This window comes from Curtobacterium sp. Curtsp57 (genome assembly GCF_047324335.1).
Lineage (GTDB): Bacteria > Actinomycetota > Actinomycetes > Actinomycetales > Microbacteriaceae > Curtobacterium.
This window is the reverse complement of sequence record NZ_CP168511.1, coordinates 3,243,657-3,257,645: the sequence shown is the minus strand read 5'-3', so window position 1 is coordinate 3,257,645 and position 13,989 is coordinate 3,243,657. Positions and strand designations below refer to the sequence as shown.

Below are 13,989 nucleotides of genomic sequence, written 5' to 3'. Positions count from 1 at the left end.
ACGTGAAACCCAACGCACTGCGCATCGGCATCGACGTCGGTGGCACGTTCACCGACGCGGTCGCCATCGACGCCGCCACCCTGCAGCTCATCGGGCAGGCCAAGGTCCCGACCAGCCACGACCACCCCGACGGCGTCGCACACGGCATCGTCGAGGCGCTCCACCAGCTGCTCGAACGGATCGGCCGTTCCGCCGAGGACGTCGTGTTCCTGGCGCACGGCACCACCCAGGCGACGAACGCCCTGCTCGAGGGCGACGTCGACCCGGTCGGCCTCATCGGCGTCGGGACCGGTCCGGCCGGCTTCTTCGCGAAGCGGCTCCGACGGCTCGCGAAGATCGAGATCGCGGACGGCAAGAAGCTCCCCGTCGCGTACGAGCACGTCCCGCGCGCCGACGACGACCGGCACGTCGACGGTGTCCTCGACCGCTTCGAGCAGGCCGGGATCCGTTCGATCGTCGTCACCGAGCCGTTCTCCGTCGACGATCCCATCGGCGAGGAACACATCACCGAACGAGCGCGCGCCCGCGGGTTCCTCGTCACCGCGACGCACGACATCAGCTCGCTCTACGGCCTGAGCAAGCGGACGCGGACGGCGGTGCTCAACGCGGTCATCCTGCCTCGGATGTTCGCGACCGCCGACCTGGTGCAGTCGAGCATCGACGCGGCGGGGATCACCGCCCCGCTGATGGTGATGCGGTGCGACGGCGGCGTGATGTCGCTCGACGAGATGCGGCGGCGGCCGCTGCTCACGGTGCTGTCCGGCCCGGCCGCCGGCGTCGCCGGGGCACTCATGCAGGAGAAGCTCTCCGACGGCGTCTTCCTGGAGACCGGCGGGACCTCGACCGACATCTCGGTCATCCGCCGCGGCAAGGTCGCGGTGCAGTACACCGAGTTCGGCGGCAGCTCCACCTACCTGTCGGCGCTCGACGTCCGCACCGTCGGCGTCGGTGGCGGGTCCATGGTCCGGATCCGGACAGGAGGCTCGGCGCAGGTCACGCACGTCGGCCCACGCAGCGCGCACATCGCGGGACTCCCCTACGCGTGCTTCGCGACGCTCGCCGACCTCGACGGCGCTACGCTGTCCACGGTCGCGCCGGTCGCCGGCGACCCGGCCGACCACGCCGTGGTCGACGCGGCCGGTGGCCGCTTCGCGATCACGATGACGTGCGCCGCGAACGCCCTCGGTCTGGTGCCGGACACCGACTACGCGCACGCCGACCAGGCGGTCGCTCGCGCCGCCCTTGCACCGCTCGCGAGCGCACTCGGCACCGACGTCGACGGTGCCGCACGTGCCGTCCTCGATGCCGGTGTCGCACCGGTCCGTGCCGTCGTCGAGCGCATGGTCGAGGACTACCGGATCCCCGAGGAGACGGTGCAGCTCGTCGGCGGTGGCGGTGGGGCTGCCTCGGTCACGCCGCACACCGGGGAACGAGCGGGCAAGCCGTGGCGGATCGCCGACCACAGCGAGGTGATCAGCCCGATCGGCGTCGCGCTCGCCCTCATCCGCGAGCAGGTCGAGCGGGTGATCCCCGGTGCGACCGACGAGCAGATCCTCGCGGTCCGTCGCGAGGCCGAGCAGGCCGTCATCAAGCAGGGAGCCGCCCCGGCCGAGGTCTCCGTCGACGTCACGGTCGACCCGCAGTCGAACACCGTCCGTGCCGTCGCGACGGGCGCCACCGAGCTCCGCACGCAGGACCGCACGGCACGGCTCACCGAGGACGACCTCCGCGCGGTCGCCGCTGGGAGCCTGGGCGTCGATGCACGAGCGCTGACCGTCCTCGCGGCGACCGACAGCCACGTCGTGTTCGGGTCGCCGGAGGAGCGCCGGTTCCTCCGGAAGCCGAAGCACCCGGTGCGCGTGCTCGACCGCGACGGCGTCATCCGCTTCGCGTCGGGTGACGCGCTGGTGGACCAGACCACGGCGGGTGCCGGTGCCGAGGCGATCCCCCGGCTCATCACCGAGCACACCTCCTACGGTGACGGTGGATCCCGTGCGCCGGCGCTCCAGCTGCTCGTCGGGCCGCGGATCGCCGACCTGTCCGGGGTGCTCGACGAGTCGCAGCTCGTGTCGCTCGCGCGCACCGAGGTCGAGGGGCGCGACCGGGCGGAGTCGCTCGTGGCCGTGCTCGAGGTCCGGTCGTGACCGTCGTGGCCGAGGCGGCGGCGATGCGCGCGCTCGAAGACCTGGACGACGCCGAGCTCGGCGCGCAGCTGCTCCGTGGCGTGCCGACGAACGAGCTCCGCAGCGACGAGGAACTGCTGCGGCACGCTGCCAGGGCGACGGCGTTCGGCGCGGAGCTGGCCGGTTCGACGGCTGGTTCGACGCCGCCCGGTCCGACGGCCGGTTCGACGGCCGGCTCGACGCCGGCGATCGTCGAGCACGACGGCGGACTCGACGCCGCGCTGCTCGCGCAGTACGACTCCAGGCACCACCGGATCGACCTGTTCACCGACACGATCGCGTTCTGCGAGCGGCTCGTCGACGAGCTCGGGTGGCGACACCTGTTCCCGGTCGGCTCGGTGCGTGCAGCGGCCGTCGAGCACGAGCGCGCGCACCACCTCGTCACGGCCGACCGCTCCCGTGGCCTCCGTGCGGCGCTCGACCACCAGGTCTTCCGCCTCGGACGCTTCCACCGGCTCGCCTACATCGCCGGCACCGACGAGGTGGCCGCACACGCGTTCGCCGCCAGGAGCCTCGGACTCACCCGGTCCCCGCTCCTCCTCACCCGAGCGGCGACGGCCGCGATCCGGAAGCGCAACGATGCGCGCTCCGCTTCGAACCCGAAGGAGAACTGACCAATGGGCATCGCAATCATCGTCATCATGGCGATCGGGGTCGCCCTGATCCTCACCGGCAAACTCCCCACGGCGTTCGCCCTCGTGCTGCTCGCGGTGGCGATCGCGCTCGCGGGTGGCGCCTCGTTCGTCGGCGCCGAGAACAGCGTGCTGACCACCGTGGTCCAGAACGGGGCGATCACGCTCGCGTCCACGATGGTGGCCATCCTGCTGGGCTCGTGGCTCGGCTCGCTGATGCGGGACACCGCGATCGCCTCGACCCTGGTCCGCAAGACCGTCGAGTTCGGCGGTGACCGTCCCGTCGTGATCGCGCTCGGTGTGCTGGTCATCTCGGCACTGTGCGGCGCGGTGACCGGCTCGGCTCCCGCTGCCCTGCTCGCCGGCGTGATCGGCATCCCCGCCATGATCGCCGTGGGTGTCCCGAAGGTCACCGCTGCCGGCACCATCCTGATGGGCATCGGTGCCGGGGTGCCGTTCGAGCTGCCGGTCTGGCAGTTCTTCTCGACCGCGCTGCACCTCCCCATCCCGCAGGTGCGCTCGTTCATGATCCTGCTGTTCCCGTTCGCCGCCGCAGCCGCCGTCGCCTACGTCATCGTCGAGACCCGGCGACGCGGCACCGTGCACGCCTGGTCCCTCGCGGCCCCGGCCGACGGAACCCGCGTCGTCACGAGCCGGCGTCGACGACTCGGTGATGCGCCGTGGTTCGCGCTGCTGACCCCGCTCGTGCCGATCGTCCTGGCGCTCGTGCTGCAGGTGCCGATCATCCCGTCGCTCCTCGCGGGCGTGCTGTTCGCCGTCGTCACGACGACCCGACCGGCGCTCTGGGGCACCACGATGCTGCGGTCGCTCTACGACGGGTTCAAGGTCGCCGCTCCGCCGATCACGCTGTTCATCGCGATCGGCATGCTCCTCGCCGCCGTGGGCCTGCCGGGGTCGGTCGCCGCCCTGCGTCCGATCGTCGAGGCCGTCGCGCCGACGAACATCTGGCTGTACGTGATCGTGTTCTCGGTGCTCGTCCCGCTGTGCCTGTACCGCGGCCCGCTCAACATCTTCGGCCTCGGTGCCGGGATCGCCGGCGCGATGACCGCCATCGGCTTCTACTCGCCGATGGCCGTCCTCGGGCTGATGACCTCGTACAACCAGGTGTTCGGTGTCGCGGACCCGACGAGCACCCAGACGGTGTGGGCGTCGCAGTACGCGGGCGTCTCACCGCAGGCAGTGATGCTCCGTGTGCTGCCGTACGCGTGGGTCGTCGCCATCGCCGGCATCATCCTGTCGGCGGTCAAGTACCTCTGACGGCGGCCCGCGGGCGGCCGGCGGCGGCGGCCCCGGCCCCGGCTGGCCCCGGCCTCGGCTGGCCCCGGCCCCGGCCTCGGCTGGCCGTCCGCGCGAGGAGATCGAGTGCGCAGAAATGGGGACGTGCGACGCGAGCACTCCCCCACGTCTGCGCACTCGATGTACCGACGACGTGCCGCCGCCCGTAGTGTTCGGGTGTGCCCACCGACCCACGTCACTGGTTCCTCGCTCGCGACGAACGCGGCAACCTGGCCACCGACGTGCACGCTGGACGGGACGACGCCGCACCGTGGTCCGAGGGCAACGCGGTGCGCCCGCTCGTCCACGGCGCCCCGTACTTCGAGCGCATCCACGCGGAACTGTGCGCGCTGGAGCCGGGTGACCGGGTGTGGTTCACGGACTGGCGCGGCGACGCGGACGAACGGCTCCTGCCGGACGGCCCGACCATCGGCGACCTGCTCGCCGAACGCGCACGGGACGGCGTCGAGGTCCGCGGCCTGATCTGGCGGTCCCACGGCGAGCGCGTCTCGGCATCGATCAGCGCGCGCTCGAACGAGCTGCTCGGCCGGAAGATCAACGACGCGGGCGGCGAGGTCCTCCTCGACCAGCGTGTCCGCGTCTTCGGGTCGCACCACCAGAAGTTCTTCGTGATCCAGCACCGGGACGACCCCTCGCGGGACGTGGCGTTCGTCGGCGGGATCGACCTCTGCCACAGCCGCCGCGACGACGCCGCACACCAGGGCGACCCGCAGCCCGTGTCGATCGACGGCCGGTACGGCGAGCGCCCGGCGTGGCACGACGCCTCGATGGAGCTCCGCGGGCCGGTCGTCGCCGACGTGCTCGCGGTGTTCGCGGAGCGGTGGGACGACCCGCACCCGCTCGACCGCAGCCTGCCGTACCGGATGCTGCTGCAGCGCCTCACGCACATGCCCCGTCGGCCGGAGCCGCTGCCCGAGCGCACGCCCCCGCCACCCCGTGCCGGTGACCACGCCGTACAGCTGCTGCGCACCTACGGGGTGAAGCGCCCGCCCTTCCCCTTCGCACCGGAGGGTGAGCGCAGCATCGCCCGCGCCTACGCGAAGGCGTTCTCGAAGGCGGAGTCCCTGCTGTACATCGAGGACCAGTACCTCTGGTCCCGCGAGGTCGCGTCGGGGATCGCCGAGGCCCTCGAGCGAAACCGGGACCTCCGGGTGATCATCCTCGTGCCGCGGTACCCGAACTCCGACGGCCCGCTCGGTGGCCCGCCCAGCCGGCTCGGGCAGATCGAGGCGCTGCGCTCCCTCCGCCGGAGCGCACCGGACCGGGTCGGCGTGTTCGACCTCGAGCACGAGGACGGCCGACCGATCTACATCCACGCGAAGATCTGCGTCGTCGACGACCAGTGGTTCACGATCGGTTCGGACAACTTCAACCGCCGGTCGTGGACGTCCGACAGCGAACTCACCTGTGCCGTCGTGGACGCCTCGACTGGCGACGGCTCCCTCGCCCGGGACCTCCGGCTGCAGCTCTGGGCCGAACACCTCGCGACGACACCGGACGACCCGCGCCTCGTCGGCTCCGGTGCCGAACTCCTGGCGCTGTGGCGAGCCCGAGCCCGCGCGCTCGACCACTGGCAGGAGGACGGCCGTCCCGGCGAACGACCTCCTGGCCGGATCCGCCGGCACGAGCCCGAGCCGGTGTCGGCGCTGCAACGCCTGTGGGCGCGGCCGGCCGCGCGGCTCGCGGTCGACCCGGACGGGCGTCCGCGTCGGCTCCGCGGCTCGACTCGCTTCTGACAGCCGCTCCACTCGAAGTGGGGGCTGTGCCTCGAGCGCGGGCTTCACCAGACTTGTGCGGTTCTCAAGTTCCAAGGAGTCGCATGCCCCGCCCCCAGTCCGAACGCCCACAGTCCCGCAAGGGCCATCGCCTGCCCGTTTCGACCTGGGTGGGCATCATCGGAACCGCGCTCGTGGCGCTCATCGGACTCGCCTCCGGCGGCTTCTGGACGATGGTGCTCATGGCGTCGATCGTGGTCCTGCTCACCGCGGTCTACGGCGCGCTCTTCCGCCGGACGACGTGGCTCCGCCTCCCCCGGAAGCGCGCCGCCGCCGGGATCGGTGCAGCGGTCGCGTTCGCAGTCCTGATCGGCTCGACGTCGGCGTACGGTGCAACGCACCCCGAGGTGACGACGCAGACCCGACCGGTCTCGTTCGCATCAGCACCCGCAGCGGCACATGCGTCCGCGACACCGCACCGGACTGCGACGCCGACGCCGACGCCCACGCCGGTCCTCACCACGAAGACCGTCACCGAGACACTGCCGATCCCGTTCACGACGAGCACGGTCGAGAGCGCGACCCTTGCGAGCGGAACGTCGTCGGTCACGACAGCCGGCGTGGACGGCGTCGAGACCAAGACGTGGACGGTGTCCTTCACCGACGGCGTCGAGACGGGGCGGACGCTCGCGAGCGACGTCACCACGACGCAGCCGGTCACGCAGGTCACGACCGTCGGGACCTACGTCGCACCGCCGCCCCCGCCTGCGGCTCCGACCTGCACGAACGGCACGTACGTCAACACCGCGGGCAACACGGTCTGCCGACCGGAGGTGTCGACGACCGCCCCGAGCGGCGCGACCGCGAAATGCGGCGACGGCACGTACAGCTTCAGCCAGTCCCGACGAGGAACCTGCTCGTCACACGGGGGCGTCGCGGCCTGGCTCTGACCTCGGGGATCAGAACCAGCGGAGGGCGAACTGCTCGACGACGTTCCGGACGACGCCGACGACCCCGGTCGCCGGTTCGCCGGAGTCGCGGCCGACGGCCCGGCGCATGGCGTCCTGCGCAGCCTCGTACTCGGCGCGCTCCTCGCCGGAGAGGTCGTCGGGTGCCGAGGTCCTGATCGTCGCGATCCGCTCCAGCCGACGGAACCCGTACCGGAACCCGATCGGTCGCGGCGCTGCCTGCACGAGCTGGAGCAGCTGCTCGTGGGAGTACCGGTCACCGGTCTCTCCGGCGGCAGCGATGAAGTCCGTCAGCCCGCGGAGTCCCGCGTCGGACCCGCCGAAGCGGACCTGCAGGAGCCTCGCTCGGCTGCAGAGGTCGTACACCAGTGCCTCGTCCACCACGGTCCCCTCCCGACTCGTCGATCAGAGCCTCCCACAGCCGAACGGGCGACACCAGGAGCGCGACCAGCCGTACACGTCGCGCCGACGTTCCTGGACCCGCTCCTGAGCGAACCGGAGGCCCGCGCCCCCGCGCTCCACGGCTTCCTCATCGACGGCAGCGGGACATTCCCGACATGACCACGAACGACCGTGTCGAGCGCCGCCCCGCTCGCTGGCTCCACCAGTCCCGCGGACAGCAGGCCGCCCTCGCCGGGATCGTGCTGCTCGGAGCGGTGCTGACCAGTTGGAACCTCGCCCGTGGCGGCGACTCCGAGTTCTACGCCGCGGCGGCCCGCTCGATGTCCGAGTCCCTGCCGGCGTTCCTGTCCGGGTCGTTCGATCCCGGCGCGACCGTGACGCTCGACAAGCTCGCCGGCTTCGCGGCACCCCAGGCGATCAGCGTCCACCTGTTCGGCATGTCCACCGCCTCGCTCGCGCTGCCGCAGGTCATCGAGGGTGCCGTCACGACCGTCGCGGTCGCCGTGGTGGCGCTGCGGTGGCTCGGTGCCCGAGCCGGGCTCGTCGCCGCGGCCCTCGCCGCCGGAACGCCGATCTTCGTGTCGATGTTCGGGCACCCGATGGAGGACGGGCTCCTCACCATGGCCCTCGCCGTCGCGCTCGTCTGGTGGCAGCGGGCCGCGCTCACCGGTGCGTGGTGGCCGCTGCTCGTCGCCGGCGCCTTCGTCGGGGTCGGGTTCCAGGCGAAGATGCTGCAGGCCTGGCTGATCCTGCCGGCGCTCGTCGTCGGCACGGTCGTCGCAGCGAGCAGCGATGGTGGGGGCCGGTGGCGCCGGGCCGTCGCGCACTCGGCGGTGCTCGTCGGCGCGACGCTGGTGGCGAGCCTCGGCTGGTCCGTGGTCGTCTCCCTGCTCCCCTCATCCGACCACCCCTACATCGACGGGTCCACCGACGACAGCGTCTTCGCGATGGTCCTCGGCTACAACGGCGTCGACCGGTTCCTGCCCGGCCTGTGGCCGGGAGCGGTCGGCGCGATCGGCGCAGCCGTCGGACACGCCGGCACACACGTCGCCGACCTCTTCCACACGGCCGGCGGAGCGGGTCGCGGCGGCCACTCCGTCCTCCAGCTCTTCTCGCCGCGTTACGCGTCGCAGGTCGGGTGGACCTGGCCCGCTGCGCTCACCGGCATCGGGATCGGCGCGGTCCGTTGGTGGCCGGGCCGGTCCGGCCGGGAGGCTCGCCCCGCCTCCGCCGTCTTCCTCACCCTGGTCGTCTGGCTGGCGACGGCGGTCGCGGTCCTGTCCGTCCTGCGGCTCCCGCACACCGCGTACGTCGCCGGCATCGGCGTCCAGCTCGCGGCCCTCGGCGCGCTCGGGTGGTGGGGCGCAGCCGCACTGGTTGACGCTCCCGATCGCCGGCTCCGACTCGTCCCGACGGGACTGCTCGTCGTGCAGGGCGGGTGGTGGATCTGGCTCGCACGGTCCTCCGCCGAACCGGCGGTGCTCTCGACGATCGCGGTCGGTGTGACCGTCGCGGCCCTGGTCGCGCTGCTCGTGCGCCGTCGATCGACGTTCGGGGTCGATCCGGGTCGAGGGCGCCGGACGGCTGCAGGACTGCTGGTCGCTGCAGTGGTGCTCGGTCCCGCGTGCTTCTCCCTGCAGGCGCTCGACGCGGCACGAGACGGCAGCGGCGGCGACGCCTCGGTGGGGATCGCCACCGGCGCCTTCGCCGGCGCCGGGCACCTCCCCACCCGTGCGTTCGCGTTCGGCAGGTCACCGTCGCGCGACAGGACCGGCGACACCTCGACGGCCTTCCGGATCTCGGCGCCCGACGTCATCGGCGGCCACACCCGTCTCGACGCCTCGGAAGCCGCGCTCGTCGCGGACGCCGAACGGCACGGTGGCGGGAAGGACGGTGCCCCGCTGTTCCTGACGGACTCGTGGCGGATCGCCGCCGACGTCATCGGGGACACCGGCGACGAAGTGCTGACCGACGGCGGGTTCTCCGGCCGGGTCCCGGTGTTCACGACGGCGCAGATCGAGTCGATGATCCACTCGGGGAAGGAGCGGCTCTTCGTCGTCGCGAACGGGCCGGCGTCCACCGACCCGGTGCGTCAGGCGACCGCGGCACTCGGATGTCGGGTCGTCCACCGCTGGGGGTCGACGTTCGCCTCGTCGTCCGGGTCACCGTGGCTGTCGCAGGCGGACGCGTCGTTCGCGTTGGAACAGTGCTCCTGAGCCACGGCCGTCCGGCTCAGACCGTCGCCTCCGTGCCCCGCACCCTCCCGATCACGACGTCGACGATGCCGGCGAGGAGCGCCGCGCCGACGAACCCGAGCGCCACGCCGAGTCCGAGCGGCAGCCCGTTCGCGTAGTCACCGCGCGAGCTCGCGAGCGCCGAGTAGAACACGCTGCCGACCGCCGCGATGCCGATCGCCGACCCCACCCGGGCGCCGACCTGGATGAGCCCGCCGGCGGAGCCGCCCTGCTCGACCGGGACCTCGGACAGCGTCAGGGTCTGGTTCGGGGAGATCGTGAGCCCGGAGCCGATGCCCGCGATCAGCAGCGGCAGGACCAGCCACCAGCCGAGATCCGACCGGTAGTGGTTCGCGACGACCCAGATCACCGCACCGAGGCCGATGAGCACGAGGATCGTCCCGATCACGATGAGCTGACGGCCGAACCGGTGCACGATCCGCCCGCCGATCGTCGACGCGATGCCGGAGCCGATCGCGAACGGCACCGATGACAGTCCCGCCAGCAGCGCCGAGTAGTGCAGTCCCGACTGCAGTGCGAGCGTGAGGACGAAGAACAGCGGGGTGAACCCGGCGAAGTAGAGCGTCGCGAGCCCCACACCGAGCGAGAACGACCGGCGCCGGAAGAGCGCGAGGTCGACCACCGGTTCCTTCGTCCGGCCGTAGTGCCGCTCCCAGAGGACGAACAGCACGGCGAGCACGACGGCGACCACCACGAGCCACCACTTCGTGTTGCCCTTCCACTCCTGCGACTGCACGAACGGCAGCAGCAGGGCGACCACCGCGGCACCGAGCAGTGCGATGCCGACCGGGTCGAAGTCGTGCTTCTTCCCACGCTCGTGCGCACTGGCCGCTGGGAGGTACCGCATCGCCAGCAGGATCGTGACGAGCCCGAACGGCAGGTTCACGAAGAAGACGAACCGCCAGCCGTTCTCGGTGCCGAACGCGGTGATGAGCAGGCCACCGACGAGCGGGCCGATCGCGGTGGCGATGCCCACGGTCGCACCGAACAGCCCGAACGCGGTGCCGCGCTCCTTGCCGCGGAACAGCTGCTGGATGAGGGCGGTGACCTGCGGCGTGAGGAGGCCGCCCGCGAGACCCTGCACCAGGCGGGCGATCACCAGGACGATGCCGTTCGGGGCGAAGCCGCAGAGGGCGCTCGCGAGCGTGAACAGCCCGACGCCGATGACGAACATGCGACGGCGTCCGGTCGCATCCCCGAGACGCCCACCGGGGACGAGCAGCAGACCGAACGACAGCGCGTACCCGGACAGGATCCACTGGACGGCCTCTGGGGTCGCTCCCGGGAGACCGGTCGAGATGGACTGCAGCGCGACGTTGACGATCGACACGTCGAGCAGGACGATGCCGCCGCCGAGGAGGCAGATGACGAGCGCCTTCCAGCGGTTCGGGTCCGGCTGGTCGCCGGAGTCCGCCGGCGTGGCACGCGGATCGGGCGACCCGCTCGACGGCGCATCGGAGGTGGCTACGTGGTGCGCGCCGTGTTGTTCGACGCTGGGAGCCGCATCGGGCTCGACGGGTTTGCGGTGTTCGGCTGCCATGACGACCCCACGGTAGGCCCGTCCGCCCCACCCGTCGTCAGCCGAACGGGATGACGCGTACCCCGATCGCCACGCGATGCAGTTGCGCTACGGGGCCTCGGGCTGCGGCTGCCGCAACCCCGTCACCAGGAGCGTCACGCTCGTCCGGACGTCGTAGTCCGGGTCCCGCGGGCTCCACGCGACGAGATCGCCCACGGCACGGAGCAGCTGGTACGGCGCGATCGACGCGACCACCTCCCCCGAGTCCCGAGCGGCGTCGAGCAGCCGGCCGAGCACCGGTACGAGCTCGTCGATGAACAGGGAGTGCAGCGCGGTGAACCCGTCGGTGTCGCCCTCCCACACCCGCGCCAGCCCGTGCTTCGTCCCGAGGAAGTCGACGAACTGGTGCACCCAGCGGAGGACCGCCACGAACGGCGTCGGCTCGGACGCGAGCAGCGCCGTCCCGGCTTCGGCGCAGGCGACGATCTGGTGCCGGTAGACCGCGACGACCAGGTCGGAACGGGTCGGGAAGTGCCGGTAGAGCGTCCCCACGCCGACGCCGGCCGCCGCAGCGACCTCGCGCACGGGAGCGCCGACGCCGGATGCAGCGAACACCCCGCCAGCGGCGTCCAGGATCGCCCGCTCGTTCCGCTCGACATCGCGCCGACGCCGAGGCGCGTCATCCCCGGTCGGCGTCGTGCTCACCACTCGATCATCGCATGCGCGCGCCGGAGAACGGAACATCGCTCCGTTTCCGCTTGCAATCCGGATCAGCGTTCCGTATTGTTCCGGAACGTCGCTCCGTTTCAGCGACCACAGCCTCCGGGAAGGACCGTCATGATCACCGACCAGCACCCCATCGGCACCGGCTTCACAGCCGCGACCACCGCGGACGAGGTCCTCGCGGGCATCGACCTCGCCGGCCGCAACGTCGTCGTCACGGGCGGCCACGGCCGACTCGGTCACGAGACCAGCCGCGCACTCGCCGCGGCGGGAGCGTCCGTGACCGTCGCCGCACGGGACACCGATCGCGCTTCCGCAGCGGTCGCCGACATCCCCGGCGTCCGAGTGGAACAGCTCGACCTCACCGACCCGGCGTCGATCGACGCCTTCGCCGCACGGTGGTCGGCCTCCGGCCGCCCGCTCCACGCGCTGGTGAACAATGCTTCGACACTCTTCACCCCGGACCGCCAGCTCGACGCGCGCGGGAACGAGCGCTCGTTCTCGACCGCGCACCTGGGGCACTTCCAGCTCACGCGGGCACTCCTCCCCGCCCTCCTGGAGGCTCGTGGTGCGCGGGTCCTCACCGTCACGTCCGGCGCGGCTCGGAACGGGCAGATCCGCTGGGACGACCCGGCGTTCGCCAGCGGGTACGACGCAGGCGCCGCCTACGGGCAGGCGAAGCGGGCGAACGTGCTCTTCACGGTGGAACTCGACCGCCGGTACGCCGACCAGGGCATCAGGGCCCTCGCCGCGCACCCCGGCGTGATCATCGGACCGGGCCCGCACGACCCGAGCCGCATCGCGTCCTACCGCCAGCAGGGGCTCGTCGACGAGCACGGCGCGACGATCGTCGACCCGTCGAACGGCAAGAAGACGATCGAGCAGGGCGCGGCGACGCTCGTGCTCGGCGCCGCGAGCCCGTTGCTCGACGGCATCGGCGGGGTCTACCTGAAGGACGGCGACGTCGCCGTGATCGACGACGAGGTCCGACCACTCACCGCCGACAGCATCCCAGCGGACGCCAACTCGGCGATGCTCGACCCCGACGACGCCCGGCGGTTGTGGACGCTCACGGAGCAGCTCCTCGCCTGACTGGCTCGTGGGGCCCTATCGTGGGCGGATGGGGGAACGACTGAGCGCGTTTGACGACCCCGGCGATGACCTGGCGCTCCGTCCCGCACGAGCACAGCGGAAGCCGGGCGCGGTCGACCTCACCGTGACGATCGTTGCCCTCGCGGTGAGCTACCTCGCCGCGCCGGCCGCGTGGTTCGCCGTGGTCATCAGCCAGATGGCCTTCGACGCCTGCGCGATGCCGTCCCCGGGGTGTGACTACCGCGCCGGCAGCGCCGTGCTCGTCTGGCACCCGACCGTGACCGTGGTCGTCGTCGTGCTCGGGACCTGCTGGGCCGTCGTCCGCCGGGTCCGCGGGCGAGCGACGTCACTCGTCGGGCTGGGCACACTCGCCGGCGTGGTCGTCACGTTCCTCGCGGCCGAGGTCGTGACGCACACCGCGAGTGCGGGCCACCTCTTCTAGGACGACGTCGCGCAGACCCGCGGCGGGGTCGACCAGCACCGCCCACATCCCGGCAGCACGCGCGCCGACGATGTCGTGCGCGCGGTTGTCCCCGACGAAGAGGCAGTCGGCAGGGGCCACCCCCAACTCGCCGGCCAGCGTCAGGAACGCCCGCTCGTCCGGCTTCTGGAACCCGATGCGCTCCGAGGTGCAGACGACGTCGAACGCGCCGTCCAAGCCGGTGCGTGCCAGCTTGTCGCGCTGCTGCTCCTCCGTCCCGTTGGTCAGGACGCCGAGCCGGAACCCGCGGGACCGCAGTCGGTGCAGCAGCGGCAGTGCATCGGGGAACGCCCGCCAGGAGGCCCGGTACGCGCGCACGTAGTCCTCGAACAGCGCGTCCAGCCCGACGTCATCATCCGGAACGTCGATGCCGAGCGGTTGCAGCACGCTCCGGAGACGCTTCCGACGCTGCTCCTGGAAGCTGATCTCCCCCGAACGCCACCGCTCGAACTGCTCGTCCTCGGCAGCGAACCACGCGTCGAGTACCGCCTCGGTGACGTCCAGCCCGAGCCCTCCGAGGAATGCAGACGCGCCGGCACGTGCCGAACCGCGGTGGTCGAAGAGCGTCCCGTCCAGGTCGAACCCGACCGCTCGCAGCGTCCCCACCCCCACAGAGTAGGACCCCGATGGCAGAACGTTGCGCGGGAGCCTCGATACCGCGCGCGACGCCGCAGAATGCGCACGAATCCGCCGGAGATGGGC

The 13,989-nt window shown here is 72.0% G+C and carries 12 protein-coding genes; 8 read left to right on the top strand and 4 right to left on the bottom strand.

Annotated features, from left to right (window positions below; translation table 11 throughout):
* Positions 1-2: 2 nt before the first annotated feature.
* From ACEN9V_RS15735 to ACEN9V_RS15715, 5 genes are all read left to right on the top strand, one after another.
* Positions 3-2,144 carry a hydantoinase/oxoprolinase family protein gene (locus tag ACEN9V_RS15735; protein ID WP_413601087.1) on the top strand — a complete coding sequence of 714 codons (2,142 nt, stop codon included), beginning with the start codon at positions 3-5 and terminating at the stop codon, positions 2,142-2,144.
* Entirely contained in the window at positions 2,141-2,797 is a 657-nt protein-coding gene (locus tag ACEN9V_RS15730; protein ID WP_413601086.1) for a hypothetical protein, read from the top strand. Before ACEN9V_RS15735 ends, ACEN9V_RS15730 begins: the two co-directional genes overlap by 4 nt.
* A gap of 3 nt (positions 2,798-2,800) precedes the next feature.
* Positions 2,801-4,093: a hypothetical protein gene (locus tag ACEN9V_RS15725; protein WP_413601085.1), complete on the top strand. Its 1,293-nt coding sequence runs from the start codon at positions 2,801-2,803 to the stop codon at positions 4,091-4,093.
* A gap of 197 nt (positions 4,094-4,290) precedes the next feature.
* Entirely contained in the window at positions 4,291-5,868 is a 1,578-nt protein-coding gene (locus ACEN9V_RS15720) for a phospholipase D family protein (protein WP_413601084.1), read from the top strand.
* A gap of 83 nt (positions 5,869-5,951) precedes the next feature.
* Positions 5,952-6,797 carry a DUF3761 domain-containing protein gene (locus ACEN9V_RS15715; protein ID WP_413601083.1) on the top strand — a complete coding sequence of 282 codons (846 nt, stop codon included), beginning with the start codon at positions 5,952-5,954 and terminating at the stop codon, positions 6,795-6,797.
* A 9-nt stretch (positions 6,798-6,806) separates the two neighbouring features.
* On the opposite strand, the gene ACEN9V_RS15710 is transcribed toward ACEN9V_RS15715, so the two are convergent.
* Positions 6,807-7,196, bottom strand: a complete 390-nt coding sequence (locus ACEN9V_RS15710) for a hypothetical protein (RefSeq protein WP_413601082.1) — start codon at positions 7,194-7,196, stop codon at positions 6,807-6,809.
* 176 nt (positions 7,197-7,372) lie between these two features.
* On the opposite strand from ACEN9V_RS15710, the gene ACEN9V_RS15705 reads away from it, so the two are divergent.
* Complete coding sequence (locus tag ACEN9V_RS15705; protein WP_413601081.1) at positions 7,373-9,433, top strand: ArnT family glycosyltransferase; 2,061 nt, start codon at positions 7,373-7,375, stop codon at positions 9,431-9,433.
* A 16-nt stretch (positions 9,434-9,449) separates the two neighbouring features.
* On the opposite strand, the gene ACEN9V_RS15700 is transcribed toward ACEN9V_RS15705, so the two are convergent.
* Both ACEN9V_RS15700 and ACEN9V_RS15695 read right to left on the bottom strand, forming a co-directional pair.
* Positions 9,450-11,012, bottom strand: a complete 1,563-nt coding sequence (locus ACEN9V_RS15700; protein WP_413601080.1) for an MFS transporter — start codon at positions 11,010-11,012, stop codon at positions 9,450-9,452.
* Between the two features lie 87 nt (positions 11,013-11,099).
* Complete coding sequence (locus tag ACEN9V_RS15695) at positions 11,100-11,696, bottom strand: TetR/AcrR family transcriptional regulator (protein WP_413601079.1); 597 nt, start codon at positions 11,694-11,696, stop codon at positions 11,100-11,102.
* A gap of 132 nt (positions 11,697-11,828) precedes the next feature.
* Here ACEN9V_RS15695 and ACEN9V_RS15690 point away from each other — a divergent pair, with 132 nt between their 5' ends.
* Together ACEN9V_RS15690 and ACEN9V_RS15685 are read left to right on the top strand one after the other, a co-directional pair.
* Positions 11,829-12,806, top strand: coding sequence for an SDR family NAD(P)-dependent oxidoreductase (locus ACEN9V_RS15690; RefSeq protein WP_413601078.1), 978 nt, complete (start codon positions 11,829-11,831; stop codon positions 12,804-12,806).
* Positions 12,807-12,834: 28 nt separating this feature from the next.
* Positions 12,835-13,248 (top strand): hypothetical protein, encoded by a 414-nt coding sequence (locus tag ACEN9V_RS15685; protein WP_413601077.1) that lies wholly within the window; start codon positions 12,835-12,837, stop codon positions 13,246-13,248.
* Here the strand turns inward: ACEN9V_RS15685 and ACEN9V_RS15680 are convergent.
* Positions 13,153-13,893 (bottom strand): HAD family hydrolase, encoded by a 741-nt coding sequence (locus ACEN9V_RS15680; protein WP_413601076.1) that lies wholly within the window; start codon positions 13,891-13,893, stop codon positions 13,153-13,155. The two genes, ACEN9V_RS15685 and ACEN9V_RS15680, sit on opposite strands and share 96 nt — an antisense overlap.
* Between the last annotated feature and the right edge of the window lie 96 nt (positions 13,894-13,989).